The organism is Streptomyces venezuelae ATCC 10712 (assembly GCF_008639165.1).
Classification (GTDB): domain Bacteria; phylum Actinomycetota; class Actinomycetes; order Streptomycetales; family Streptomycetaceae; genus Streptomyces; species Streptomyces venezuelae.
In genome coordinates this window covers 6,638,290-6,663,350 of sequence record NZ_CP029197.1, presented here as the reverse complement: position 1 = coordinate 6,663,350, position 25,061 = coordinate 6,638,290, and the positions used below count along the sequence as shown (strand labels likewise).

At 73.5% G+C, this 25,061-nt stretch carries 24 protein-coding genes; 9 read left to right on the top strand and 15 right to left on the bottom strand.

Annotation, left to right across the window (positions count from 1 at the left end; all coding sequences use genetic code 11):
• Window positions 1-9 precede the first annotated feature (9 nt).
• The 3 genes from DEJ43_RS30655 to DEJ43_RS30645 are packed head-to-tail and all read right to left on the bottom strand — an operon-like array spanning window position 10 to window position 3,108.
• Entirely contained in the window at window positions 10-1,188 is a 1,179-nt protein-coding gene (locus DEJ43_RS30655) for a cytochrome P450 family protein (RefSeq protein WP_041663070.1), read from the bottom strand.
• A 37-nt stretch (window positions 1,189-1,225) separates the two neighbouring features.
• Entirely contained in the window at window positions 1,226-1,897 is a 672-nt protein-coding gene (locus tag DEJ43_RS30650; protein ID WP_015037299.1) for a response regulator, read from the bottom strand.
• Complete coding sequence (locus DEJ43_RS30645) at window positions 1,894-3,108, bottom strand: sensor histidine kinase (RefSeq protein WP_015037298.1); 1,215 nt, start codon at window positions 3,106-3,108, stop codon at window positions 1,894-1,896. The genes DEJ43_RS30650 and DEJ43_RS30645 overlap by 4 nt, the downstream gene beginning before the upstream one ends.
• Window positions 3,109-3,254: 146 nt before the next feature.
• Here DEJ43_RS30645 and DEJ43_RS30640 point away from each other — a divergent pair, with 146 nt between their 5' ends.
• The gene (locus DEJ43_RS30640) at window positions 3,255-3,479 is read left to right on the top strand and encodes a hypothetical protein (protein ID WP_015037297.1); all 225 of its coding nucleotides are present in this window, start codon (window positions 3,255-3,257) and stop codon (window positions 3,477-3,479) included.
• Between the two features lie 75 nt (window positions 3,480-3,554).
• Here DEJ43_RS30640 and DEJ43_RS30635 read toward each other — a convergent pair whose 3' ends face one another.
• The 3 genes from DEJ43_RS30635 to DEJ43_RS30625 form a co-directional block, all read right to left on the bottom strand.
• The gene (locus tag DEJ43_RS30635) at window positions 3,555-3,911 is read right to left on the bottom strand and encodes a hypothetical protein (protein ID WP_015037296.1); all 357 of its coding nucleotides are present in this window, start codon (window positions 3,909-3,911) and stop codon (window positions 3,555-3,557) included.
• A gap of 11 nt (window positions 3,912-3,922) precedes the next feature.
• The gene (locus tag DEJ43_RS30630; protein WP_015037295.1) at window positions 3,923-4,858 is read right to left on the bottom strand and encodes a DMT family transporter; all 936 of its coding nucleotides are present in this window, start codon (window positions 4,856-4,858) and stop codon (window positions 3,923-3,925) included.
• A gap of 168 nt (window positions 4,859-5,026) precedes the next feature.
• Window positions 5,027-5,638, bottom strand: coding sequence for a dihydrofolate reductase family protein (locus DEJ43_RS30625; RefSeq protein WP_041663069.1), 612 nt, complete (start codon window positions 5,636-5,638; stop codon window positions 5,027-5,029).
• Window positions 5,639-5,853: 215 nt separating this feature from the next.
• On the opposite strand from DEJ43_RS30625, the gene DEJ43_RS30620 reads away from it, so the two are divergent.
• Window positions 5,854-6,594, top strand: coding sequence for an SDR family NAD(P)-dependent oxidoreductase (locus DEJ43_RS30620; protein WP_015037293.1), 741 nt, complete (start codon window positions 5,854-5,856; stop codon window positions 6,592-6,594).
• A gap of 279 nt (window positions 6,595-6,873) precedes the next feature.
• On the opposite strand, the gene alc is transcribed toward DEJ43_RS30620, so the two are convergent.
• Both alc and allB read right to left on the bottom strand, forming a co-directional pair.
• The gene (gene alc / locus DEJ43_RS30615) at window positions 6,874-7,992 is read right to left on the bottom strand and encodes an allantoicase (protein ID WP_015037292.1); all 1,119 of its coding nucleotides are present in this window, start codon (window positions 7,990-7,992) and stop codon (window positions 6,874-6,876) included.
• Between the two features lie 3 nt (window positions 7,993-7,995).
• Window positions 7,996-9,333 carry an allantoinase AllB gene (allB, locus tag DEJ43_RS30610; RefSeq protein ID WP_015037291.1) on the bottom strand — a complete coding sequence of 446 codons (1,338 nt, stop codon included), beginning with the start codon at window positions 9,331-9,333 and terminating at the stop codon, window positions 7,996-7,998.
• Window positions 9,334-9,659: 326 nt separating this feature from the next.
• On the opposite strand from allB, the gene DEJ43_RS30605 reads away from it, so the two are divergent.
• On the top strand, window positions 9,660-10,466 hold the full coding sequence (locus DEJ43_RS30605) for an IclR family transcriptional regulator (RefSeq protein ID WP_041663068.1): 807 nt from the start codon (window positions 9,660-9,662) through the stop codon (window positions 10,464-10,466).
• Between the two features lie 259 nt (window positions 10,467-10,725).
• On the opposite strand, the gene DEJ43_RS30600 is transcribed toward DEJ43_RS30605, so the two are convergent.
• Window positions 10,726-11,409: an ABC transporter ATP-binding protein gene (locus tag DEJ43_RS30600; protein ID WP_071892247.1), complete on the bottom strand. Its 684-nt coding sequence runs from the start codon at window positions 11,407-11,409 to the stop codon at window positions 10,726-10,728.
• Entirely contained in the window at window positions 11,406-12,485 is a 1,080-nt protein-coding gene (locus tag DEJ43_RS30595; protein ID WP_041663067.1) for an ABC transporter permease, read from the bottom strand. The genes DEJ43_RS30600 and DEJ43_RS30595 overlap by 4 nt, the downstream gene beginning before the upstream one ends.
• Before the next feature lie 176 nt (window positions 12,486-12,661).
• Between DEJ43_RS30595 and DEJ43_RS30590 the strand changes: the two genes are divergently transcribed.
• Together DEJ43_RS30590 and DEJ43_RS30585 are read left to right on the top strand one after the other, a co-directional pair.
• Window positions 12,662-13,900 carry a sensor histidine kinase gene (locus DEJ43_RS30590; RefSeq protein ID WP_015037287.1) on the top strand — a complete coding sequence of 413 codons (1,239 nt, stop codon included), beginning with the start codon at window positions 12,662-12,664 and terminating at the stop codon, window positions 13,898-13,900.
• A gap of 5 nt (window positions 13,901-13,905) precedes the next feature.
• Window positions 13,906-14,532, top strand: coding sequence for a response regulator (locus DEJ43_RS30585; protein WP_015037286.1), 627 nt, complete (start codon window positions 13,906-13,908; stop codon window positions 14,530-14,532).
• Between the two features lie 44 nt (window positions 14,533-14,576).
• Here DEJ43_RS30585 and DEJ43_RS30580 read toward each other — a convergent pair whose 3' ends face one another.
• Window positions 14,577-14,912 (bottom strand): DUF5955 family protein, encoded by a 336-nt coding sequence (locus tag DEJ43_RS30580; protein WP_015037285.1) that lies wholly within the window; start codon window positions 14,910-14,912, stop codon window positions 14,577-14,579.
• A 186-nt stretch (window positions 14,913-15,098) separates the two neighbouring features.
• Between DEJ43_RS30580 and DEJ43_RS30575 the strand changes: the two genes are divergently transcribed.
• The 3 genes from DEJ43_RS30575 to DEJ43_RS30565 all read left to right on the top strand — a co-directional run bounded on the left by DEJ43_RS30575 (window position 15,099) and on the right by DEJ43_RS30565 (window position 18,955).
• Window positions 15,099-15,725 (top strand): nucleotidyltransferase family protein, encoded by a 627-nt coding sequence (locus DEJ43_RS30575; RefSeq protein WP_015037284.1) that lies wholly within the window; start codon window positions 15,099-15,101, stop codon window positions 15,723-15,725.
• Between the two features lie 226 nt (window positions 15,726-15,951).
• Window positions 15,952-17,574, top strand: coding sequence for a malate synthase A (gene aceB / locus DEJ43_RS30570; protein ID WP_015037283.1), 1,623 nt, complete (start codon window positions 15,952-15,954; stop codon window positions 17,572-17,574).
• Window positions 17,575-17,809: 235 nt separating this feature from the next.
• Window positions 17,810-18,955 (top strand): GDSL-type esterase/lipase family protein, encoded by a 1,146-nt coding sequence (locus tag DEJ43_RS30565; protein ID WP_015037282.1) that lies wholly within the window; start codon window positions 17,810-17,812, stop codon window positions 18,953-18,955.
• 91 nt (window positions 18,956-19,046) lie between these two features.
• On the opposite strand, the gene DEJ43_RS30560 is transcribed toward DEJ43_RS30565, so the two are convergent.
• Both DEJ43_RS30560 and DEJ43_RS30555 read right to left on the bottom strand, forming a co-directional pair.
• The gene (locus tag DEJ43_RS30560) at window positions 19,047-20,837 is read right to left on the bottom strand and encodes a hypothetical protein (protein WP_015037281.1); all 1,791 of its coding nucleotides are present in this window, start codon (window positions 20,835-20,837) and stop codon (window positions 19,047-19,049) included.
• 107 nt (window positions 20,838-20,944) lie between these two features.
• The gene (locus DEJ43_RS30555; RefSeq protein WP_015037280.1) at window positions 20,945-21,946 is read right to left on the bottom strand and encodes a fibronectin type III domain-containing protein; all 1,002 of its coding nucleotides are present in this window, start codon (window positions 21,944-21,946) and stop codon (window positions 20,945-20,947) included.
• A gap of 131 nt (window positions 21,947-22,077) precedes the next feature.
• Here DEJ43_RS30555 and DEJ43_RS30550 point away from each other — a divergent pair, with 131 nt between their 5' ends.
• On the top strand, window positions 22,078-22,659 hold the full coding sequence (locus tag DEJ43_RS30550) for a hypothetical protein (RefSeq protein ID WP_015037279.1): 582 nt from the start codon (window positions 22,078-22,080) through the stop codon (window positions 22,657-22,659).
• 28 nt (window positions 22,660-22,687) lie between these two features.
• Here the strand turns inward: DEJ43_RS30550 and DEJ43_RS30545 are convergent, their stop codons facing one another.
• Both DEJ43_RS30545 and DEJ43_RS30540 read right to left on the bottom strand, forming a co-directional pair.
• Complete coding sequence (locus DEJ43_RS30545) at window positions 22,688-23,170, bottom strand: aspartate/glutamate racemase family protein (RefSeq protein ID WP_015037278.1); 483 nt, start codon at window positions 23,168-23,170, stop codon at window positions 22,688-22,690.
• Window positions 23,171-23,393: 223 nt separating this feature from the next.
• Entirely contained in the window at window positions 23,394-24,743 is a 1,350-nt protein-coding gene (locus tag DEJ43_RS30540) for a nucleobase:cation symporter-2 family protein (RefSeq protein ID WP_202491811.1), read from the bottom strand.
• Window positions 24,744-25,061 lie beyond the last annotated feature (318 nt).

Here is a 25,061-nt window from a genome sequence, read left to right as displayed (position 1 = left end):
GAGCGCCGGTCACCACCTGACCGGGAGGTGTCGGACGCCGCGCATCAGGAGGCCGGGGAGCCATTCCCAGGGCTCGCCCTCCGGGTCGAGTTCCAGGTCCGGGAAGCGGTCGAGGAGGGTACGGAGGGCGATCCGGCCCTCCAGGCGGGCCAGCGGGGCGCCCAGGCAGTAGTGGATGCCGTGGCCGAAGGCGAGGTGGCCGCGGGTGTCCCGGCGGATGTCGAAGCGGTCGGGGTCGGGGAAGCGGGCGGGGTCGCGGTCGAGCGCCCCGATGCCGACGAGCACGTACTGGCCCGCCGCGATCTCCCGCCCGCCGATGGTGACGGCCTCCCGGGTGAAGCGGAACGTGCCGGTCTCCACCGGTCCGTCGTACCGCAGGGACTCCTCGATCGTCCCGTCCAGGAGGTCCGGGTCGGCGCGGAGGGCCGCGAGCTGCTCGGGGTGGGTGAGCAGGTTGCGGACGGTGTTGGCGATCAGGTTGACGGTGGTCTCGTGGCCCGCGATGAGCAGCAGATAGGCCATGGCGCGGAGTTCGGGGCCGGAGAGCCGGTCGCCGTCCTCGGCGCGGGCGGTGATCAGGGCGGAGAGCAGGTCGTCGGTGGGTCCGGCGGCCCGCTTGTCCTCGATGAGCGCGTCGAGATAGGCCGCGAAGTCCACCATCGCCTGGCCGAACTCCTGGTCGCCGGTGGGCGTGACCAGCTGGTTCGACCAGCGGCGGAAGGTGTCGCGGTCCTCGGCGGGGACGCCGAGGAGCTCGCAGATGACGATGATCGGCAGCGGGTAGGCGAAGGCGTCGACGAGGTCGGCACGGCCTGCCGGTTCCATGGCGTCGGCGAGCTCCGTGGTCAGCTGCTGGATGCGGGGGCGCAGGCCCTCCACCCGACGGCCGGTGAACTCACCGGTGACCAGGCGGCGCAGCCGGGTGTGGTCGGGCGCGTCCGCGGCGAGGAGGTGGACGCCGATGATGTCCTCCTCCGGCGGCCGTACGCCGATCACGGAGGGGGACTTGGCGAGCCGGGGGTCGGCGAGTGCGGCGCGCCCCTCCTCGTGGCCGACGACCAGCCAGAACTGGAAGCCGTCGGGCATCCGGACCTCGTGGACGGGTCCCGCTTCGCGGAGTTTCGCGTAGTAGGGGTACGGATTCGCGGTGAAGTCCGCGCCGTACTCCCCCAGTTCGATGACGGACATCACCGAAGGCTATCGGACAGACCTGCCGTCGAAACGATCACTTCTGGCCGTCCTCTTCGAGGAGTCCCGCGTCGTGGACCAGGAGGGCGATCTGGACGCGGTTGTTGAGGCCGAGCTTGGCGAGCACCCGCGACACATGGGTCTTGACCGTCGGCACGCTCATGTACAGCTCGGTGGCGATCTCCGCGTTGGACAGACCGCGGCCGACGGCGACGGCCACCTCCCGCTCGCGGTCGGCGAGTTCACCGAGCCGGCCGGCGGCCGCGGTCCGCGGCGTCCGCTCCGGCTGCCCGGCGACATGGGTCATCAACTGCCGGGTGACGGCCGGGGAGAGCACCGGGTCCCCGGCGGCCACCCGGCGCACGGCGGCGACGATCTCGGCCGGCGGGGTGTCCTTGAGGACGAAGCCCGCGGCGCCGGCCCGCAGGGCGCGCAGCACCTGCTCGTCGGCGTGGAAGGTGGTGAGGACGACGACCTCGGGCGCGCCGGGCGTGCCGCGGAGGCGTTCGGTGGCGGTGAGCCCGTCCACCTCGGGCATGCGGATGTCCATGAGGACGACGTCGGGGGCGTACCGGGCGACGAGTTCGGGGACCTCGCCGCCGTCGGCGCCCTCGCCGACGATCTCGAGGCCCTCGGCTCCACCGAGCATCAGGGTGAGGCCCGCGCGGACCAGGGGGTCGTCGTCGACGATGAGCAGCCGGATGGTCATGGGGGCCACGGTAGCCAGGCGTGGAGGGCGAAGCCGCCGTCGGGGGCGGGCCCGTGGTCCATCCGGCCGCCGGCGAGGGCCGCGCGCTCGGTGAGTCCGATGAGTCCCTGGCCGGAACCGGGGACGTGCGGGACGGGTCCGGCCGGTGCCGGATTGTGGATGTCGACGGTCAGGCCTTCGCCGGGACGGCCGCGCACGGTGACGGTGACCGTGGTGCCCGGGGCGTGCTTGCGGGCATTGGTGAGGCCTTCCTGGGCGATCCGGTAGACGGTGCGGCCGGTCGCCGCGGGCACGGCGGCCGGGTCGCCGACGGTGGTGTCGAGATGGACGTCCGCCCCGGCCTCGCGGGACTCCTCGATCAGCGCGTCGAGGGTGGCGAGGGTGGGCTGTGGCCGGTCGCCGGCCTCGCCTCCCTCGCCGGGCGCGCGCAGGACGCCGATGATCTCGCGGAGGTCCTGGAGGGCTTCGTGGGCGCTGTCGCGGATCACCCCGGCGGCCCGGGCGACCTGTTCGGGCGGTGCGTCGGGCCGGAACTCCAGGGCTCCGGCGTGCACGCTGAGCAGGGTGAGCCGGTGGGCGAGGACGTCGTGCATCTCGCGGGCGATGGCCTCGCGGGCCAGCCGCTGGGCCTGGGCGGCGCGCAGCTCGGCCTCGGCCTCGGCGCGGCGGGCGCGCTCCCTGAGGGCCTCGACGAGCTGGCGGCGGGAGCGGACGAGCATGCCCCACGCCGTGACGAGCAGGATGAGGGTGAACCCGAGGGCGATGGAGAGCCCGGTGTTGGTGGTGGGGTCGGGCCGGATGAAGGCCTGCGCGGTGGAGGCGGCGACGGCGAGCGCCCCGATGGCCGCGACCTCCCGGAAGGGCCTGCGTACGGCGACGCTGAACAGGCTCGCGAGGAGCGCGCCGGCGGCGACCGGTGCCACCACGTTGAGCAGTGCGAGGGCGACCGCGAGCCCGACGGGCCAGCGGCGGCGAAGCCAGAGGGCGCAGCAGCCGGCGGCGCCGAGGAGCTGGTCGACGAGGGTGACGGCCTCGCTGGTGTACTGCGCGCTGGTGTCGGCGGCGATGAGGCCGACGAAGGCGGCGAGCAGGAAGAGGGAGGTGTCCACGATCCAGTCGCGGACGGTACGGCGAGGTCGCGGCGCCCCGCTCCCGCCCGGTTCGACCAGGTGGGAGGGGAGCAGCCAGCGCTGCCGGTCCGTGCGAGTCATATCCGCAATGTACGCAGGTGGGGGCGGTGCGCGGAGCATGAACGGCGCTGTCGGCTACCGAAGTCGCGGAGGTCGATACTTCGGTCGCGGCGCCCGTGGACCCACGGCGGACGCGGGCGGCCGACCGGCCGCGCCATGATCATCACATGAAGAAATTTCTGGAGGTCACCGGTTTCCTGCTCGCTCTCTTCGGTGTGGCCGGGGTGGTGCGCGACCTGACGGACGGCTGGTTCGGGCTCTTCGGCGTGACCGGGTTCCTCACGGACAACGTGTGGTTCCTGGAGGGCCGTGAGCTGTTCACCAACATCGTGATCGCGGTGCTCGGCCTGGTCCTCATGATCCTGTCGGACCGGGTGGCGAAGAAGTCCTGACGGGCCGGCGGGACCGCCGCGGCGGGACGTCCGGGTGGACGTCCCGCGGCGGCACCCTCGGGTGGACGCGGCGGCTCAGCCCTTCGCCGTGTTGAGCCGGGTCACCTCGGCCAGGTGCTCGGACATCCGGTGGGAGACGGCGCCGCTGGTGTAGAGGACGCCGCCGATCACGGCGAGCGGGACGGACCCGCCGACCAGGGCGAGCATGCCGGGCCAGTCCCGGGCCTCGACGCACTCCTCGTCGTGGACGTACTCACTGGTGAGGAGGGCGGGGCAGGGGCTGCCGCCGCCGTCACCGTCCTCGTACGGGGTGAGGAGCAGGACGCCGGCCCAGACCCAGAGCAGCGCGGCGACCGTGAGCAGGCCGAGGCCCCAGCCCTGGGTGCGGCGGGCCCGGGCGCGGAAGTCGTTGTCGTAGCTGAGTGAACGCATGGTCGAAGAACCTACCCGGCGCTCCGGTCGGCGGACCTGCGGCCCCAACTGGTGCCCGCGAGCACGAGGATCGCGCCCGCGAGGCCGAGGACGCCGGGCCGGTCGCCGGCGAGGGCGATGCCCGCGGCGGCGGCCCAGAGCGGTTCCGTACCGAGCAGGAGGCTGACCCGGGACGGAGAGGTCCGGCGGACCGCCCACATCTGCACGAAGAACGCGAACAGCGTGCAGAAGACGGAGAGGAACAGCAGGCCCGCCCACTCGCGGGGACCGAAGTCGAGGGCCACCGCCCAGGGCGAGTCGCCGGTGCCGGGGAAGGCCGCGATGACGGCGAAGACGGCGACGGCGGAGCCGAGCTGCACGGTGGTGAGGGAGAGCGAGTCGGCCGAACGGACCGCCGTGATCCGGGACATCGCCAGGACGTGGACGGTACGGGCGAGGGCGGCGAGCAGCATCAGCAGATCGCCGAGCGAGGGGGTGGTGAAGCCGCCGCCCTGGGTGAGGAGCACGACGCCGAGGACGGAGAGCCCGGCGGCGCCGAGGAAGGCCCGGGGCGGCCGGACCCGGGTGACCGCCGCCTCGGCGAGCGGGGTGAAGATCATGGTGAGGCTGATGATCAGGCCCGCGTTGGTCGCGGAGGTGTGGACGACGCCGTACGTCTCCAGGAGGAAGATCCCGCTGAGGATCAGGCCCAGCGTCGCGGCGCCGCGCCACTGGGCGGCGGTCAGGGCCCGCAGCCTGGCCCACCCGGCGACGACCAGGACGGGCAGCACTACCGCGAACCTCAGCACGAGGACGGCGATGACGGTGTGGGTGGTGGTGATGCCCTTGGCCGCGAGGTAGCTGGTTCCCCAGACGACGGCGACGAGCAGGACGGGCAGGTCGGTGAGCCAGGCCCGGCGCGGGGCGTCGAGGGACACGGGGGCGGTGATCGACGGCGAAGCTGACATGGCGGCCGGAGTCTCCAACGGTGATGGCGGGGTGGAGACTTCGACGGCTCGCACACGGAGCGATCACGGTACCCGGGCGGGCGTGTGGTGGCTACACGTTTCGGGGGCCCGCGTCCGTCGGACGGAGCTGCCCGTCGGACGGAGCTACCTGTCAGACGGAGCTGCCTGTCAGACGTAGCTGCCGTACTGGGGGCGGCCCACGAGCTCGTACGTGCCGATGGCGACGCCCGCGGCGGTGGTCCGTGCGTCGGTCTGCCGGAAGGCCGTCGGGCGGACGCCCTCGGCGAAGAGGCGCAGGCCGGTGCCGAGGATCACCGGGAAGACCAGGAGGTGCATCGTGTCGATCAGATCGTGGTCGAGCAGGGTCCGGGCGAGACCGGCGCTGCCGTGCATCTGGATCTCGCCTTCGGTGCGCTCCTTGAGCGCCGCGACCTCCTCGACGACGTTCCCGCGCAGCAGAGTGGCCCCTTCCCAGTCGACGGAGTCGAGGGTGGTGGAGGCGACGTACTTGGGAAGGGCGTTGAGCTTGGTGGCGATCGGGTTCGCGGGGTCCGTCTGCTTCGGCCAGTAACCGGCGAAGATGTCGTACGTGCGGCGCCCGAGGAGGAACGCGGTCGGCCGAGTGAAGACCTCGTCCATGAACCGTCCGAAGTCCTCGTCCCCGTACGGCACGGACCAGCCGCCGTGCGTGAAGCCGCTGCTGGTGTCCTCGTCCGGGCCGCCCGGGGCCTGGTGGACGCCGTCGAGGGTCAGGAACTGGGTGAGGCTGAGCGTGGCCATGGTGGTGCCCTTTCGTCTCCGGTCCATCGTGTCTCAGCAGTACCGACCGCGCCGCCCGGCGGAACTCATCGGTGACCGGGCCGGCCGCGCCTCGGTGAACCGGTCCGCTCCCGGCCGACCGGGTCGGCGTCCGATTCCCGCCAGCCTTCGCAGACGCCGACGACTTTCATTGAACCCGCAACCACTCATGACTTTCTGTCCACGGAGGTAACGGGATGTCCACGATGAACGGCACGGCGGTTCTGGTGACGGGCGGCAGCCGCGGGATCGGCGCGGCCACGGCCGTCCGGCTCGCCCGGGAGGGCGCCGACGTCGCCTTCACCTACGTCAAGGACGAGGCGCGCGCCAAGGAGGTCGCCGCGCGCATCGAGGCGACCGGGCAGAAGGCGCTGCCCCTTCGCGCGGACGCGGCCGACGCGGGGGACGCGGCGGGCGCGGTGGAGTGGGCGGCGGACGCCCTGGGGCGGCTCGACGTCCTGGTGAACAACGCCGGCGTCGGCGTCCTCGGCCCGCTGGACGCCCTGCCCCTCGCGGAGGTGGACCGGGTCCTCGCGGTGAACGTCCGGGCGGTCTTCCTGGCCTCCCAGGCGGCGGCCGGGCGCCTGCCGGAGGGCGGCCGGATCATCACGATCGGCAGCTGCATGGCCCAGCGGGTCCCCGGCCCCGGCGGGGTGCTGTATGCGCTGAGCAAGACGGCCCTGATCGGCCTGACGAAGGGTCTGGCGCGGGAGCTGGGCGGTCGCGGCATCACGGCGAACCTCGTCCACCCGGGCCCGATCGACACCGACATGAACCCGGCGGACGGCCCGTACGCGGAGGGTCAGGCGACGCTGACGGCGCTGGGCCGCTTCGGCACGGCGGAGGAGGTGGCGTCGACGGTCGCGTTCCTGGCGGGCCCGGAGGGCAGGTACGTGACGGGCGCGGAGTTCGCGGTGGACGGGGGGTATGCGGCGTGAGGGGGCAGGCGGCGTGAAGGGGCCTGCGGTGTGACGGGCAGGCGGCGTCTCAGGGCCTGCGGCGTGACAGAGCGTGCGGCCTGACATGGGGGCCTGCGGCATGACACGGGGGCCTGCGGCCTGACGGCGCGTGCGGCAACGGCCCGGAGAAGTGCGGCGAGGGCGCACCGGTGCTGTCGGGCCGGTGCGCCCTCGCGGGCCGGGCGGGGTGTCGTGACCCGCCCAGTTCATGGGGCGGCCGGGGGCGTGTCCCCGACCGATCCGCCGATACGGAGACGGCTACCCGCCCAGCTCCTGGTGGCGGGCGCGCAGCCGGGCCGCGCCGGTCTCCGTGAGGGAGCCGAAGAGGCGGAGACGGGAGATGCCGCCGTCCGGGTAGATGTCGATCCGGACGCGGGAGCCGACCGCCGGGGTGTCGAGCACGAACCGGTGGTTGGTGTCGGGCTGGAGGCGGGTCCTGGGCAGGATCTCGGTCCAGTCCTCGGAGCCCTCGGCGGCGACGGAGAGCGCGGCCCAGCCGGCGCTGTTGCCCTTGAGGTACGCGGTGTCGATCTCGACGGCGCGGATCTCGGACTCGGCGACGAGCTGGTAGCGGATCCAGTCGTTGCCCTTGTCGCGGCGGCGGCGGGTCTCCCAACCGTCGTCCATCTTGCGGGAACGGCCGGGCTGGATGGTGTTGGTCGCCGGGGAGTAGAAGCGGTCGGAGGCGTCCTCGACCTGGCCGCCGTTCTCCAGGGCGGCGAGGTCGAAGGTGCCGAGGACGCCGAGCCAGGCCGGGTCGGGGGCGACTTCGCCGTACACCCGGAGGCGGGCGATGCCGCCGTCGGGGTGCTGGTTGACGCGCAGGTGGGTGAAGCGCTGCTCGACGTCGACGGCGAAGCCGTTGGCGGCGTGGCCGCCGACGGCGGTGCGCGGGACGAGCGTCGTCCACTTCACGTCGTCGGCGAGGAGCTCCTCGGGCGAGGGCGAGCCGGGGACGGAGGCGGCCTCGACGGAGACGGCCTGGGGGTAGTTGCCGCGGAAGTGGGCGGTGTCGACGACGATGCCGCGGACGACGCCGGGCGCGCCGAGCCGTACGAGGGCCCAGTCGTGGTCGTCGTGGGTGGGGTGCGGCTGCTGGGCGGAGACACCGCGGCGGCGGCGGGTCTCCCAGCCGTCCATGATCTTGCCCTTGTGGCCGAAGTGCTCGGGGTCGAACTCGGCGGCCTCGGGCTTGAGCAGGTTCTCGCGCTCGGCGAAGAACTCGTCATTGGCGGCGATCACGCCCGCGCCGAGGCGGCGGTCGGCGAGGTCGGCGTACTGGGTGAAGGGGAAGTCGGCCGTCCGGTAGTCGGCGTAGGGGTCGCCACCGCCGTAAGGGCTGGCGTCGCCGGTGAAGGAGGGTATGCCGGTGCTCACGGGTCAGTTGTTCCTTTCGAGGAGGCGGCCGGAGGGCTCGGGAGCGAGGGTGCCGTGGTCGGCGATCCGCTCACCGCGCAGCCAGGTGGAGGTGACGACGCCGGTGAGGGTCTTGCCGGCGTAGGCCGTGATCCGGTTGCGGTGCTGAAGCTCGGCCGGGTCGACGGTGAAGGTGGCCTCCGGGTCGAGGACGGCGAAGTCGGCGTCGCGGCCGGCCTCGATGGCGCCCTTGCGGGTGAGTCCGGCGAGCCTGGCCGGGCCCTCGGACATCCAGCGGACGACGTCGGTGAGGTCGAAGCCGCGGCGGCGGGCCTCGGTCCAGATGGCGGGCAGGCCGAGCTGCAGGGAGGAGATGCCGCCCCAGGCGGACGCGAAGTCGGGCGTCTTGAGGTCGGCCGTGGACGGCGAGTGGTCGGAGACGATGCAGTCGATCGTGCCGTCGGCGAGCCCCTGCCAGAGGGCGTCCTGGTTGACGGCCTCGCGGATCGGCGGGCAGCACTTGAACTCGGTGGCGCCGTCCGGGATCTCCTCGGCCGTGAGGGTGAGGAAGTGCGGGCAGGACTCGACGGTGACCTTGACGCCCTCGGCCTTGGCGGCGGCGAGGGCGGGCAGCGCGTCGGAGGAGGAGAGGTGCAGGACGTGGACGCGGGCGTTGAGCCGGCGGGCCTGGTTGATCAGGTTCTCGATCGCCGTGTTCTCGGCGTCCCGGGGGCGGGAGGCGAGGAAGTCGGCGTACGCGCCGCCGGAGCGCTGGGGCGCGGCGGCGAGGTGGTGAGGGTCCTCGGCGTGCACGATCATCAGGCCGTCGAAGCCGGAGATCTCGGCGAGGGAGGTCGCGAGCTGCTCCTGGTCGAGCGAGGGGAACTCGTCGACGCCGGAGGGCGAGAGGAAGCACTTGAAGCCGAAGACGCCGGCGTCGTGCAGCGGGCGGAGGTCCTTGACGTTGTCGGGCAGGGCGCCGCCCCAGAAGCCGACGTCGATGTGCGCCTTGGCGCGGGCGACCTCCTGCTTGACGCGCAGGTTCGCGACGGTGGTGGTCGGCGGGAGCGAGTTGAGCGGCATGTCGAGCAGGGTGGTGATGCCGCCGGCGGCGGCCGCGCGGGTGGCGGTCCAGAAGCCTTCCCACTCGGTGCGGCCGGGGTCGTTCACGTGCACGTGGGTGTCGACGAGTCCGGGCAGCACGACGTCGTCGCCGACGTCCTCAAGCCGGGCACCGGCGGGTACCTCGGCGTCGTACGGCAGCACGGCCGCGATCGTCCCTCCGGAGACGGCGATCGACGCCGGGCGTGTCCCCTCGGGGGTGATGACACGCGTCGAGCGCAGGACCAGGTTGACGTCCACCCGTACCCCTTCTTCCAGTGCTTCACGAAGAAATTCAACGAACTGTTGAAGGAGTCTTCACTTCCGGACGACATGTCGTCAAGGGCACAATTCCAGGATCGGGCACCGGCGAACCCGGCTTGGACGTTTCCACAAAGTGGAAACAGGATTCCGTACAGTAGAACGTAGCTCCGCACATGCGGGGTGGACCCGGACCGCCCCGGGCCGTCGCCGACACCGGACAAACACGCCCTGACCGGCCCTGACGCCGACACCGGGACCGTGTGCCCCGGCCGATGGGCCGGTAGGCTGCAGCCTTGCCCGCCTGCCTCGAAAGGACCGTTGACGTGCCGACGTCCAGCGCCAGCACCACCGACGCCGCCAAGCCCGCCGCGAGCGGGGGCGTCCAGTCCCTTGAGCGTGCCTTCGACCTCCTGGAGCGGATGGCCGACGCCGGGGGCGAGGTCGGGCTGAGCGAGCTCTCCGCCAGCAGCGGACTCCCGCTCCCCACCATCCACCGCCTGATGCGCACCCTCGTCGCCTGCGGGTACGTGCGCCAGCAGCCCAACCGGCGGTACGCGCTCGGCCCCCGGCTCATCCGGCTCGGCGAATCCGCCTCCCGGCTCCTCGGCACCTGGGCCCGCCCGTACCTGGCGCGGCTGGTGGAGGAGACCGGCGAGACGGCCAACATGGCGCTGCTCGACGGCGACGAGATCGTGTACGTGGCGCAGGTGCCGTCCAAGCACTCGATGCGCATGTTCACCGAGGTCGGCCGGCGGGTGCTGCCGCACTCCACCGGTGTGGGCAAGGCGCTGCTCGCCCACACCCCGGCGGAGGAGGTCCGGGCGCTGCTCGCCCGCACCGGCATGCCGGCCGCGACGGAGAAGACCATCACCACGCCGGACGGCTTCCTGGACGCGCTGGTCGCGGTCCGCGAGACGGGATACGCGGTCGACGACAACGAGCAGGAGATAGGAGTCCGCTGCCTCGCGGTCTCCGTCCCGGACTCCCCCACGGCAGCCGCCATCTCGATCTCGGGCCCGGCGGGCCGTGTGACGGAAGCGGCCACCGAGAAGATCGTCCCGATCCTGCAGCAGGTGGCCCGCGAACTGTCGGCGGCCCTGGCGAACACGTCGGGCAACGGCGGGGCGTAAGCCCACCGAGACGGGCCGCGGGCCCTGGCGGTCGCCGCGGGGCTGGGCCCGCGGGGCGAGTCGGTCGCGCGGCCGCGCCACGCCGCAGGTCCCGACCACGAGGGGCTGCCGCAGGGGGCGCGGGCCCGGGCCCGGCCGCCCGCCGCGGCAGCCCGTACGCGCGTGCGTGAGGTTGCGTGCGTGAGGTGGAGTCAGCCCCCGCCCGCTGCGGGGTCAGACGGCCGCCCCGTGTGGGCTCAGACCCCTGCCCCGTGCGAGGTCAGACGGCCGCCCCCTGCGGGGTCAGACGGCCGTCCTCGACCTCCACCACCGTCCCCGCCCGCGCCGCATGCGCACGGTCGTGCGTCACCACCACCGTCGCCGTCCCCCGCTCCACCGTCAGCCCTGCCAGCAGCTCCACCACCGCCGCCCCCCGCTCGTGGTCCAGCGCGCTCGTCGGCTCGTCGACGAGGAGGACCGCGGGCTCGTTCATCAGGGCCCGCGCGATGTTCACCCGCTGGCGCTGGCCGCCGGACAGCTGGTGCGGCCGGCGCCCGGCCAGATCCGCGAGGCCCACCGCGTCGAGCAGCTCCATCGCCCGGGGCCGGGCCGCCTTCGGGGCCCGGCCGGACAGGTGGGCCATCACCTGGAGCTGTTCGGCCGCCGTGAGCGAGGGCAGCAGATTGGGCTGCTGGAAGACGATCCCGACCCGCTGCCGCCGCAGCTCCGCCCGCGCCGCCGCGTCCAGCGCCGCCGTGTCCGTACCGGCGACGACCACCCGCCCCCGGTCCGGCGTCACGAGGGTCGCGGCGACCGCGAGCAGGCTGGACTTGCCGGAGCCCGAGGGCCCGACGACGGCGGTGAGGGTCCCGGCGGGGACGGTGAGGGAGACCGCGTCGAGGGCGGTCAGGCGGCCGTCCCCGTCGGGGTAGGTGAGGGTGACGGAGTCGAGGACGAGACTCATCGGGCGCTCCCGAGGGCGATCAGAGGATCGACGGCGGTGATCCGCCGGATGGACAGCGCCGCGCCGAGCACGCCGAGTACGACGATCACCGCGGCCGGGCCGAGGACGGTCAGCGGCTCCAGGACGAACGGCACGTTCCCGCCGCTGACCAGCGCGCCGATGCCGACGGCGAGCGCCGTGCCGAGCAGGGTGCCGGCCGTGAGCATCAGCACCGCCTGCCCGAGGGCGTCCTTGAGGAGGTACGGGGTGGAGGCGCCGAGCGCCTTGAGGACGGCGACGTCGCCGCTGCGCTGGATGGTCCAGACGGTGAAGAAGGCTCCTATGACCAGCGCGGAGATGGCGAAGAGGAAGCCCCGCATGAGCTGTAGGGAGCCGTTCTCGGCCTGGTAGGACCCTATGGCGGTGAGGGCATCGTCGACGGTCCGCGCCTCCGTGCCGACGGCCGCGTCGCCCGCCGCCCAGTCCGTCCCCTCGCCGCCGCGCAGGGCGATGACGGTGGCCTGTTCCGGCGCGGTGGTGCCGCTGTGCCCCAGCCGCTGCCAGTCGTCGAGGGAGGTCCACACCACCGGCGTGTGGCTGTACGAGGCGTCGCCCGCCACCGCCGCGACGGTGAGCTCCAGGGGGCCGAGCCGGACGGCGTCGCCGGGCGCGACGCCCAGCTCCTCGGCCGCGGACTCGGACAGGACGGCCTTGCCGGTGGCGGGGGCGACGGGGGCGAGCCCGCTCGCCGGTTCCGTACCGAAGGCGGAGACGGCGGCGGTACGGTCCCCGGCGGCGGCGTTGAGCGTACGGATGCCGAGCGGCGCGGCGAAGGCGACACCGGGCCGCTGCGACCACCGGCGCCACTGGTCCTCCGTCACCGTGGAATTGGTGAAGGAGACCGACTGCCCGGACGGCGGCGCGGCGAAGGCGAGCCGGTCGGCGGGCAGACCGGTGATCGCGGAGACGTTCTCCCGCGCGAGCCCGGCGGTCAGCCCGGACAGCAGCCCCACGAGCAGGGTGATCAGCACGATCACGGTGCCCATGAGGGCGAAGCGCCCCTTGGCGAATCTGAGGTCTCTCCATGCCACGAACATGCGGACCAGAGTGGTCGGCCGGGGGCCTTTCGGGCATCGCGCCACGGATGGCTCGGCGGTCAATCTTTCGGTTGATGCGAGACGCGGGGCGGGGGGGCAGCCTGAGCGCCGTGGAGACCGAATCAAACTTTCGGTTGAGCCCGTATTGTCCAGCGCTGTCTAGGCTGGGGGGCACCATGGATCCCCGCTCCCTCACCCCCGCCCTGCGCGCACTGCGCCTCTGTCTGCACCTGCTGATGGCGGGGCTGCTCGTGCTCGCGGCGGTACGGGCGGACTCGGCGGCCGGAACGGTGCTCGCGGGGGTGACCGGCGCGGTCTACGCGGCAGGGTCGTACCTCCCGTCGGTACGGAGCTCGCAGCGGGCCGCCGCGGTGTGGCTGGCCGTCCTCGGCGCGTCCTGGGTCGCGCTGCTCTGCCTCACCCCCGAGGCGCTCTGGGTGGCCTTCCCGCTCTACTTCCTCCAGCTACACCTGCTGCCGGTCCGCCGATCGGTGCCGGTGGTCGTCCTGACGGCGGTCGCGGCGATCCTCTCGTACGTGGGGCACGGCGCCCCGCTCAACCCGGGCGTCTTCATCGGGCCGCTGCTCGGCGCGGCCGTCGCGGTGGCCACGGTCCTCGGCTACCAGGCGCTGTACCGGGAGAGCGAGCGGCGGCGCCGGCTGATCGAGGAGCTGATCGCGACGCGGGCCGAGCTGGCGGCGGCGGAGCGGCACGCGGGAACGCTCGCCGAGCGGGAGCGGCTCGCGCGCGAGATCCACGACACGCTCGCCCAGGGCCTGTCGTCGATCCAGCTGCTGCTGCGGGCGGCCGAGCGCGCCCTGCCGCCGGGTTCGCCGGCCGCGGGTCACATCGACGGCGCCCGGCGGGCCGCCCAGGACAACCTGGCGGAGGCGAGGCGCTTCGTACGTGCCCTGACACCCCCTGACCTGGAACACGGTTCCCTCGCGGCGGCCCTGGAACGCCTGTGCGAACCGGGAGCGGATGCCGGGGACGCCCACGAATCGCGAGCAGGTGCCGGGGCCCACGAGCCGCAAGCCGGTGCCGGGGCGCGTCGGCCCGGTGCCGGGCCCCGGGTGCGGTTCTCGGTGAGCGGGACGCCGGTCGAGCTGCCGACCCCCTACGAAGTGGCGCTGCTGCGGATCGCGCAGTCGGCGCTCGCCAACACCGTGCGGCACGCGGCGGCCGCGCGGGCGGAGATCACCCTGTCGTTCATGGACGCCTCGGTGACCCTGGACGTGGTCGACGACGGCGCGGGGTTCGATCCGGGCGCCGTCCGGCCGTCCTCCGACGGCGGTTTCGGGCTTCCGGCGATGCGTTCGCGCGCGGAGTCGCTGGGCGGCACGTTCACCGTCGAGTCCGCCCCCGGCCAGGGCACCGCCGTCGCCGTCTCCCTCCCCCTCCCCGCCGGAGCGTGAAGAGCATGACCATCCGCCTTCTCCTGGCCGACGACCACCCGGTGGTACGGGCGGGTCTGCGCGCGGTCCTCGACACCGAGGCGGACTTCACCGTCGTCGCGGAGGCGGCCACCGCCGAGCGCGCGGTGGAGCTGGCCGCCGCCGGGGGCGTGGACGTGGTCCTGATGGACCTTCAGTTCGGTTCCGGGATGCACGGCTCGGAGGCGACGGCGGCGATCACCGCCGCGCCCGGCGGGCCGAAGGTGCTCGTCCTGACGACGTACGACACGGACGCGGACATCCTGGCGGCGGTGGAGGCGGGGGCCTCCGGCTACCTCCTCAAGGACGCTCCCCCGGAGGAGCTGGCGGCGGCCGTCCGGACCGCCGCCGCCGGTCAGTCGGCGCTCGCCCCGGCGGTGGCGCACCGGCTGATGGACCGGATGCGGACGCCGGCGGAGGCGCTGACCCGGCGCGAGCTTGAGGTGCTCCAGCTGGTCGGTGAGGGCCTGTCGAACCAGCAGATCAGCAAGGTGCTGTTCCTGAGCCAGGCGACGGTGAAGTCCCATCTGGTGCACGTGTTCGCGAAGCTGGGCGTCGACTCGCGTACGGCGGCGGTGGCGGCCGCGACGGCCCGCCGCCTGATCAGGCGCTGACCACTCCGCCGACGGCCGACGGTCTCGCCGGACCGTCCGCCGCGTCAGGCCCCCTGCCCCGCCGGCGGAGGCGGAGGCGGCGGCCCGAAGAGTTCCACCGCTCGGCGGACGTCCGCGAGGCCCTCCGCGAGTGCGCTGACGGAGCCGACCGAGCCCGCGACGAGGAGCAGCGAGCGGCGCAGCCGTCGTACCTCCGGGGCGCCGCTGAGGGCCATCGCGTCGAGCGCGGCGAGTTCGTCCTCGGCGATGCCCCGGTCGGTGAACTCCACGCGGTGGGCGGCCAGTTCGCGGCGGAGCCGGGACACGGCGGACCGCAGTTCGGCCACCCTGGGGTCCACGCCCTCGCCGGTCACTCGCCTCTGCCCCACGCTTCGCAACATGGTTCTCCCCCTCGCACGACTCTGTGCGCAGAACTCCACACTCCGAACACTCCGAGCGGCCCGTCGAGCGGTGGCCGGCGCCGGGGGTCGCGGGTCAGTTAACTCCTTCGCCACCCCGACGCGCCACCCCCCTCCGCCGGAATTCAGGCGACCGTGTCATTCCGCCTGATGAGGTATGCAGTCCTCATGACAACAGCGCGCGATCGAACCGATGTCCGTACTCCCGTCGTCGCGGGTCTGCTGCTCGCCGCCGGGGGCGGGCGGCGGCTCGGGGGGCGCCCCAAGGCCCTCCTGTCCCACCGCGGCCGGCCCTTGGTCGAGCACGCGGTGGGGGTGCTGCGCGCGGCCGGCTGCGAGGTGGTGCACGTGGTCCTGGGCGCCTCGGCCGAGCTCGTACGGGAGCGGGCCGAGCTGCCGGGGTGCGTCCTGGTGGACAACCCGGCGTGGGCCGAGGGCATGGGCTCCTCGCTGCGGGCGGGGCTCGGCTCGCTGGCCGCCGATCCACGCGGGGTGGACGCGGCGCTCGTCCTGCTGGTGGACCAGCCGGGGATCGGGGCGGAGGCGGTGGGCCGGGTCCGGGCGGCGTACGGGTCGCGGGACGCGCTGGCGGCGGCGTCGTACGACGGGGTGCGGGGCCATCCGGTGCTGTTCGGGGCGGCGCACTGGGCGGGGATCGCGGAGCTCGCGGTGGGCGACCGGGGCGCACGGGACTATCTGGCGGCGCACCGGGATGCGATCACGCCGGTGGACTGCTCGGATGTGGCCGAGCCCTACGACATCGACACGGAGGCGGATCTGGCGCACTTGGAGTGAAGGGCGTGGCACCCAGCGCCATGGTCTGTCGATCCGGAGAATCTCGACATCAACAAACCATTGAACTTCCACCATGAGGAAACTAGTATCCACTGTTCAGAAGCGCCTGCTCGTTCAGAAGGCGCTTGCGGCCGTATCTCGGCGCCTGCGGCACTCCGTGCCGTCCCGCGACGCCCGGCGGCCGTGTGGCACCGCCCGTGAAGTCCGCTGAAGGAAGTGACAGTTCATGTCCGCACCAGCGCCGTCCCCCCTGGCCGTCGTCGATGCCGAGCCCCTGCCGCGCCAGGAAGAGGTGCTCACCGAGGCCGCCCTGGCCTTCGTCGCCGAACTGCACCGGCGGTTCACCCCGCGCCGGGACGAGCTCCTCGCCCGCCGCCAGGAGCGTCGCGCCGAGATCGCCCGTACCTCCACCCTGGACTTCCTGCCGGAGACGGCGGCGATCCGCGCCGACGACTCCTGGGAGGTCGCGCCCGCCCCGGCGGCCCTGAACGACCGCCGCGTCGAGATCACCGGCCCGACCGACCGCAAGATGACGATCAACGCGCTCAACTCCGGCGCGAAGGTCTGGCTCGCGGACTTCGAGGACGCCTCCGCGCCGACCTGGGAGAACGTGGTCCTGGGGCAGCTCAATCTGATCGACGCGTACGCCCGGAAGATCGACTTCACGGACCCGCGCTCGGGCAAGTCGTACGCCCTCAAGCCGGCCGAGGAGCTGGCCACGGTCGTCATGCGGCCGCGCGGCTGGCACCTGGAGGAGCGTCACCTGACCTTCGACGGCCGGCCGGTGCCGGGTGCGCTCGTCGACTTCGGCCTGTACTTCTTCCACAACGCCCAGCGTCTGATCGACCTCGGCAAGGGCCCGTACTTCTACCTGCCGAAGACCGAGTCGCACCTGGAGGCCCGCCTCTGGAACGAGATCTTCGTCTTCGCCCAGGACTACGTCGGCATCCCGCAGGGCACCGTCCGCGCCACGGTCCTCATCGAGACCATCACGGCCGCGTACGAGATGGAGGAGATCCTCTACGAACTCCGCGACCACGCCGCCGGGTTGAACGCGGGCCGCTGGGACTACCTGTTCTCCATCGTCAAGAACTTCCGTGACGGCGGGCAGAAGTTCGTCCTGCCGGACCGCAACGCGGTCACGATGACGGCCCCGTTCATGCGCGCGTACACCGAACTCCTCGTGCGCACCTGCCACAAGCGCGGTGCCCACGCGATCGGCGGCATGGCGGCCTTCATCCCGTCCCGCAAGGACGCCGAGGTCAACAAGGTCGCGTTCGAGAAGGTCAAGGCCGACAAGGACCGTGAGGCCGGCGACGGCTTCGACGGTTCCTGGGTCGCCCACCCCGACCTGGTGCCGATCGCGATGGCCTCCTTCGACGCCGTCCTCGGCGCGAAGCCGAACCAGAAGGACCGGCTCCGCGAGGACGTCTCCGTCGCGCCCGGCGACCTGATCGCCATCGACTCGCTGGACGCCGAGCCCACCTACGCGGGCCTGGTCAGCGCCGTGCAGGTCGGCATCCGCTACATCGAGGCGTGGCTGCGCGGCCTCGGCGCCGTCGCCATCTTCAACCTGATGGAGGACGCCGCCACCGCCGAGATCTCGCGCTCGCAGATCTGGCAGTGGATCAACGCCGGTGTCGTCTTCGAGAACGGCAAGACCGCCACCCCGGAACTGGCCCGCGAGGTCGCCGCCGAGGAACTGGCCGCGATCCGCGCGGAGATCGGCGAGGAGGCCTTCGCGGCCGGCAAGTGGCAGCAGGCCCACGACCTGCTCCTGCACGTCTCCCTCGACGCCGACTACGCCGACTTCCTGACCCTCCCCGCGTACGAGCAGCTGATCGGCTGACGACCGCCCGTCGGCCGACCGCACAGCGGCCGCACACCTTCTGAACAGGGCTCCGCCCCGGCACGCGCGCGCGTGTCGGGGCGGAGCCGTTTCGCGTGCCTGTGGGCTCACAGGGGACGTGACGGAACCGAGATATGCAGCTACCTAGCGGTAACAAGCCGGGAGGTGACAGATTCCGCCGTGCCACCGGCCGGCGGCTGTCCCCCACGTCACTGCGTACCGCAGGAGCACAGCCATGCCTTCGACCCCCCACCGTGCGCTGCGCGCACTCCTGGCACTGTGTACCGCCGCCGGGCTCGCCTCCTTCGCCGCCCCGGCCGCCACGGCCGCGCCCGGCGCCGGGCCCACCGCCGTCGTCGCCATGGGCGACAGCTACATCTCCGGCGAGGCCGGCCGCTGGTTCGGCAACAGCCTCACCAACTCCGGGAGCCGCAACGGCACCGACCGGGCCTGGACGGGCAGCGCCTACGACCCGTCCCGGGTGTACGGCGGGACCGCCGGCGGCTGCCACCGTTCAGACACCGCGGAGGTGCGGAGCGCGGGTCCGATCGCGAGTTCGCTCGTCAACCTGGCCTGTTCGGGCGCCACGACGAAGAACGTGTTCCGGGCCTCCCGGGGCGGCCAGGCCTACAAGGGCGAGGCCCCGCAGGCCGACCAGCTGGCGGCGGTCGCCGCCTCGCACGACGTGGAGCTGATCGCGCTCTCCATCGGCGGCAACGACCTCGGTTTCGCCGACATCATCACCACCTGCGCGACCGACTACATCGTCTGGTACTCGTACTGCCACGACGACCAGCAGGCCGAGGTGGACGCGCGGATCGACGGCGTCATGGCGGACGTCGGCCGCTCGGTGGACGAGATCCGGGCCGTCATGACCGGCGCCGGATACGCCTCGTCCGACTACCGGATCGTCCTCCAGTCGTACCCCTCCCCCATCCCCCGCGCCGCCGACAACCGGTACGGCGAGAGCGGCTGGTCCCGTACGAACACCGGCGGCTGCCCCTTCTGGAACGCCGACTCCGACTGGGCCCGCGACTCCCTCGTCCCGCAGCTCGCCGACCGGCTGAAGGCGGTCGCCACGGCCAAGGGCGTGCAGTTCATGGACCTGCGGGACGCGCTCCAGGGCCGCGAGGTGTGCGCGAAGGCGAGCCGTCAGGTGACGTCGACCGCGCCGGCGTCGGGGACGACGAGCGAGTGGGCGCGCTGGATCGACAGTCAGAGCACCCAGGGCCTCGTCCAGGAGTCCATGCACCCCAACGCCTACGGCCAGCAGGCCCTCGGCCGCTGCCTCGCCCTGGTCCACGCCCGCCCGACGGGTCACCAGAGCTGCCGGAACACGGCGGGCGCGGGGCCGTCGGGGATGTACCTCACGGCGGGCTGAGGCGGGTACGGCCGCTGACGTCCACCGCGCCGACGACCGAGAGGCGCACGTGACGGCCACCGCGCCGACGACCGGCGGGCGCGCGTGACGGCTAGCCCGCCGAGGCGAGGCCGAGCGGGCCGAGGACCCGCTCCGTCTCGTGCCGGTCGGCCGCGGCCATCGCCCGGACCAGGGCGGCGGAACCGCCCGGCCAGGCGGCCGCAGCCTCGTCGAAGGCGCCCCGGCGGGACTCCAGCGGCCCCTTCTTGGCGGGCAGCGCGTCGAGGACGAACAGGGCGCGCGCCGAGATCCGTACCTGGATCAGGTCGGAGGCCTCGCCCCGCGCGCGGAGCGCCTGATGGGCGTACGCGCCGATCACCGGGTCGCGGAGGGCGCCACGGAGGGCGTCGGGCGGGGCGGTGGAGGTGTCGAGGACGGTGAAGAGCCCACGGACGGCGGCCGCGTCGGCGGTGCCGGCGTGGACCGTACCCAGCGCGGCGAGCAGTTCGGACCAGGCCTCGGCGGTGTCCCCGCGCGCGTGGAGCCAGTCGGCGAGCACGCCCGCGGCGACGCAGCCCGGCCAGCCTCCGGCGGCGGCCACCAGATCAGTCGCCGCCCAGGCCCTGACCTCGGCCGCGTCGGGCGCGGCGACCTCGCGCACCCGGAGCAGATAGCGCACGACGCCCGCGCCACGCGGGGTGAGCCCGAAGGCGTCACCGGCGCGGAAGACCAGGCCGGTCGCGGCGAGCCGGTCGAGGACGGTGGCGAGGTCCCGGGCCGGCCCTTCGAGCCGGGCGCGGTCGGCCTCGGTCAGCTCCGTCCCGCCGAGGAGCCGCACGAGCTCCGGGACGGGCGGGACCGTGTACGGGCCGGAGGCCTCTGCGGGTACCGGCACGGGCAGGTCCTCAAGGGCCGGGTCGACGGACCAGTCCTCGTACTCGGCGGCCTTGCGGGCGACCGAGTCGGCCGAGCAGCCGCGCCGGTAGGCCACGTACAGCAGGTGCGGGGCCTCGCCGCCGTACGGCTCGAACTCCTCCTCGGACAGCTCCTCGACGGCCGTGATCAGGGCGTCCGCGTCGGCCTCGTGGGGCCCGGCCTCGATCGCGGGCGGCGGGGGCACGGGGGCGGCGGTGTCGCCGTAGTGGTCGAGGTGCTCGTCGAGCAGGGCGTCGGCCAGGACCAGATGGGGGAAGGCGTCGGGCCCGGGGGCGAAGCGGGCGTACGGCCCGGCGAGCTGTTCGGCGAGCCCGGCGGCCGTCCAGCGGTCCTGGAGCGCGGCGGCCACCTGTCCGATGCCGGTGGCCACGGCGTGGTCGGTGAGCAGCGGCCCGGCGGGGGGCGGTTCCTCGGCGTCCCGTACGTACGCGCGCGTGAGCGCCTCGGCGAGCAGGACGTCGGCGAGGGCCGTACGGCCCATCAGGTCGGCCCGGTGCACGCCGTCGGGCAGCGGGGCGCCGTCGAGGGCGGCGAGCCTGCGCCGTACGTCCTCGGGGTCGGTGAGGTCGGCCCCGCAGGTCCTCAGGAGCGAGGCGTACCACCGGTGCCAGGTGAGGTTCCCTGGGTCGGTCATGGCCCGCTCGAAGTCGTCGGCGGCGTCCTTCACCGCCTGGGCGACCTCCTGGTGCAGCGTCCCGTCGAACCGCGCGGCGAGCGCCCCCACCACGGCGGGATAGGCGTGGAGCGTGCCGGGCGGGGCGTACACGAAGGTCGGCAGGTCCTCGACGAGCAACTGCCGCACGAGCGGGGGCGTCGGCTCGGGCACCCCCGTCCCCCGGTCGGCCCCACGAAGGGCCAGCAGCCCGAGCACCGCCTCGGCGGCACGGACGAAAACGGGGTCGCGGCGCTCGGGTGCTCCGTCGAGGAAGCTGTCGAGCCCGGTGTTGGTGAGAACGGTCTCGGCCACGCTTCCCAGGGTAGTTCTGCCGTGCCGGATCAGGCGTACGACTCCGCATCCGGAGGGAGCGGGTTTCGGGGCACAGCCGGAGGGAGCGGGTTTCGGGGCGACCGGTCTCAGTGGACCTCCACCGTTCGGGGGGCCGAGAAGTCGCCCCAGGTGCCGTCGGGGAGTTGGGCGCGGAGGGTGACGGTGTAGCGGGTGCCCGGGGGGTCCTGGACCGGGAAGGTGTAGGTGGCGCGGCCGGGCGGTGGGGTGGTGCCCCAGATGATGGTGGTGGCGAAGCGGCCGTTGAGGTGGAGTTCGTGGTGGGTCACCGGGGCGCCGGTGTCCGGTGGGGTCCAGGTGACGGTGATCTCGCCCTTGGCCGACGTCACGGCGAGCCGGGTGGGGGCGGTGTTCGGGGGCGCGCCCGGGGACGGGACGGTGGTGAGGTCGGCGGGGGCGCTGTCCGGGGAGGAGTTCTCGGCGGCGTCGCGGGCGCGGACGGTGAAGGCGTAGGCCGTGCCGGGGCGCAGTCCGGTGACGTGGGCGGTGGTGGCGGTGCCGGGGACGGTGTGGATGCGGGTGTCGGCCTGGTAGACGTCGTAGGCGGTGACCCGGGTGTCGTCCTCCGCGGCGGACCAGCGGAGTGTGACGGCGCGGCTGCCGTCGGGGGTGGCGCGGAGGGCGGAGGGCGTGCTGGGGGGTGTGCGGTCCTCGGCCGTGGCGCGGAGGGTGGTCGCGGTGACGGTGGCGCTGGGGGCGGAGACGTTGCCGGCGGCGTCGCGGGCGCGGACGGTGAAGCGGTGGCGGGTGGCGGGGGCGAGTCCGACGACGTCGGTCATGAGGGTGGTGGCGGGGAGGTCCTTGATCTTGCGGCCCTCGCTGTAGACCGCGTAGCCGGTGACGGCCCGGTCGTCGGTGGCGGCGCTCCACATCACGTGGACCGTGCCGGAGCTGCCGGCGGTTGCGGTGACGCCGGAGGGGACCGTAGGGGCGCGGGTGTCCTTGGCCTCGGGCACGGCGGCGGAGGAGCAGCCGGCGAGGGCGAGCACGAGGGCCAGCTGCAGCGCGGCCGGCGCAATTCGGGCGAGCGGGCGTGAATTCAACTGGGCTGTGGGGAGCGGGCGTTGCACGGCCGGGCCTCCGTCCGTCGGAAAGGTCCAGACCTATATCGCACAGTCGGGCCGACCTCGACAAGGGGTCGTTGTCAGTGGGGTGCGCTTCACTGAGAACATCACGCTCCGTAGTCAAATCTGGGGGAACCATGACGGACCGTACGACCTATGTGACCCACGCGGGGGTACGCCGCCGGGGCTGGACCGACACGATGGTGCGGGACCTGCTCGGCACGCCCGACGTCCAGGGCCGCGACCCGCGCCGCTGGTCGCTCACGCCGCTGCGGCTCTACCTCCTGGCCCGGGTCGAAACGGTGGAGCGGACACCCGAGTTCGCCGACACCTCGGCCTCCCCCGCCCGTTCCGCGGCCGCCGTGGCGTACGCCGGGCGGCGCAGGGCCGCCGTCCTGGCCGCGATCCGCGCGGAACCGATCGAGGTGCCCCGGCTCCCCGGACCCGAGCTGGAGCGGCGGGCGGTGCGGCACCGCAAGCTCCTGGGCGCGCACGGCGCAGGGGACGGCCCGCCCGTCGCCGGAGCGCTCGTGCGGTGGCAGGTCGGCTATCTGCGGCACGCCCTCTCGCGGTACGAGGCGCTGCTCGACGGCCTGTACGGGGAGACCGGGCGGGGCGAGGCCGAGCGGCTGCTGCGACGGCGGCTGTACGAGGCGATCGCCGCCGCCTACCCGCCGCTGGCCCAGGAGTGCCGCCGCCGGATCGCGGTGGAGCGGTGAGCCGGCGCCTGGGCCGGGAGCGCGGCCCTCACCCGGAGAGGCGGCGGACGATCTCCCGGCAGGCCGCCGGGACCGGGGCCACGATCCGGACCGCGCAGCGGGCGCGCAGCGCCTCGGCCGCCTCGCCGAGCGGGCCGCCGCCGATGACGACCGCCCGGGCCCCGTCCCGTACCGCGCAGGCGCGGACCGCCCGCTCCAGCTGGTCGAGGAGGGAGTCCGGGTCGGCGGAGAGCCGCTCGGGGGCGTCTGTGGTGAGGCGGAGGCCCGTGTACCGGTGGGCCAGGCCGAGCGCGGTGACCTGCGCGGCGATCGACCCGGCGAGGAGCGGCGTCGTGGTGGCGATGCCGAAGGGGGTGCCGCCGGCGGCCGCTTCCCTGAGGGCCGCTTCGCCCAGGCCCACGACGGGCACGCCGGTCGCCGCGCGCAGCTCCGTCAGGCCCGGGTCGCCGAAGGCGCCGACGAGCAGTGCCGCGCAGCCGCTGGCCGTGGCGCGCAGGCCGGCGGCGAGCACTTCGGGGGCGGCGGCGCGCAGGGCGGCCGGTCGGTGAGCATGCCGGGGCCGCGGGACGCGGTCACGCCGCGGACTGGGAAGGCGTCGCCCAGGGCCCGCCGGGCGAGGGCGGTCATCATCCGGGTGGTGGCGGCGGAGGTGTTGGGGTTGAGCAGCACCACCGCCCCGGGCCCCGCGGGGTGCGCGGGGGCCGGGGCAGGTGGCGGGGTGTCGGGCGGCCGGTTCAGTGGACGTGCGCCGCCTTCGCCGAGTGGCTGCCGGAGATCTCCTCGCCGGGCTCCATCGGCGCGGTGACCTCGTCGGCGTCCCGGCCCCGGCCCAGGTGGTTGAAGACCACGTTGAGCAGCACGGCCGCGACGCAGCCGGTGGAGATGCCGGAGTCCAGGATGATCTGGGCGGTCTCCGGGAAGGCGTGGTAGAAGTCCGGCTTGGTGATCGGGATGATGCCGACGGCCAGTGAGACGGCCACGATCAGCACGTTGTTGTCCTTCTCCAGACCGGCCTTGACGAGGGTCTGGATGCCGCTGGCGGCGACCGAGCCGAAGAGGACGACGCCCGCGCCGCCGAGCACCGGCCGGGGGACGACCGAGATGAGCGAGGCGGCGACCGGCGAGAGGCCCATCAGGACCAGGAAGCCGCCGCCGCAGGCGACGACGAAGCGGCTGCGGATGCGGGTCATGGCGACCAGGCCGATGTTCTGCGCGAAGGCGCTGCACATGAAGCCGTTGAAGAGCGGGCTGAGCGCGGAGCCGAGGGTGTCGGCGCGCAGTCCGGCGGCGATGGTCTTCTCGTCGGCGGGCCGTTCGACGATCTCGCCGAGCGCCAGCATGTCGGCGGTCGACTCGGTCATGGAGACCAGCATGACCACGCACATCGAGATGATCGCGGCGAGGGCGAACTGGGGGCCGCCGAAGTGGAACGGCGTCGGGAAGCCGACGATGTCCGCCTCGGTCACCGGGGAGAAGTCGGTGACGCCGAACGGTATGGCGATGACGGTGCCGATGACGAGGCCGAGGAGCACCGCGATCTGCTTGACGAAGCCGCGGGTGAAGCGGCGGAGCAGCAGGACGACGACCAGCGTGATGCCGGCTAGCGAGAGGTAGGTCGTCGAACCGTAGTCCTTGGCCTGGGGGTTGGGCCCCTGGGCCCAGCCGAACGCGACCGGGAGGAGGGAGACACCGATGAGGGTGATCACGGTGCCGGTGACGACCGGCGGGAAGAACCGCACGAGCCGGGAGAACCAGGGGGCGGCGAGGAAGCCGAGGAGTCCGGCGACGATGATCGCGCCGAAGATCACGGGCAGCGCGTCGGCCTTGTTCTCGGTGGTGTCGACGATGGCGAGCATCGGTGCGACACCGGCGAAGGTGACGCCGTTGACGAACGGCAGCCGGGCACCGATCTTCCAGACGCCGAGCGTCTGCAGGAAGGTGGCGAGGCCCGCGGTGAAGAGGCTGGCGCCGGTCAGGAAGGTGAGTTCGGTGCCGGAGAGGCCGACGGCCGCTCCGACGATCAGGGGCGGGGCGACGACGCCCGCGTACATGGCGGCCACGTGCTGGAGGCCGCTGGTGAGCATCTTCAGTGGGGGCAGCGTCTCGTCGACCGGATGCGTCTCGCGGTCGTCGGGGGCGGAGCCTGCGTCTTGTGCATTGCGAACCTGGGGCTTGGCGGCCACGGCGGTTCCTCCGGTCGGTTACACGTCGGCGGTGACGCGGGGTTCAGGGAGGTGGTGCGATGCGGTGCGAGGTGCAGGAGGTGCGGCTCGTTGCGGGGTGGTGCGGGGGTGCTGCGGCGCGCGCGGGGAGAGTCCGCGACGCGGGGACGGGGGCCCGGTGGGGGTGCGGGCGGATGTCACCTTCCCGGGAGGTGCCGTACGTCTTCTGCGTACGGCACC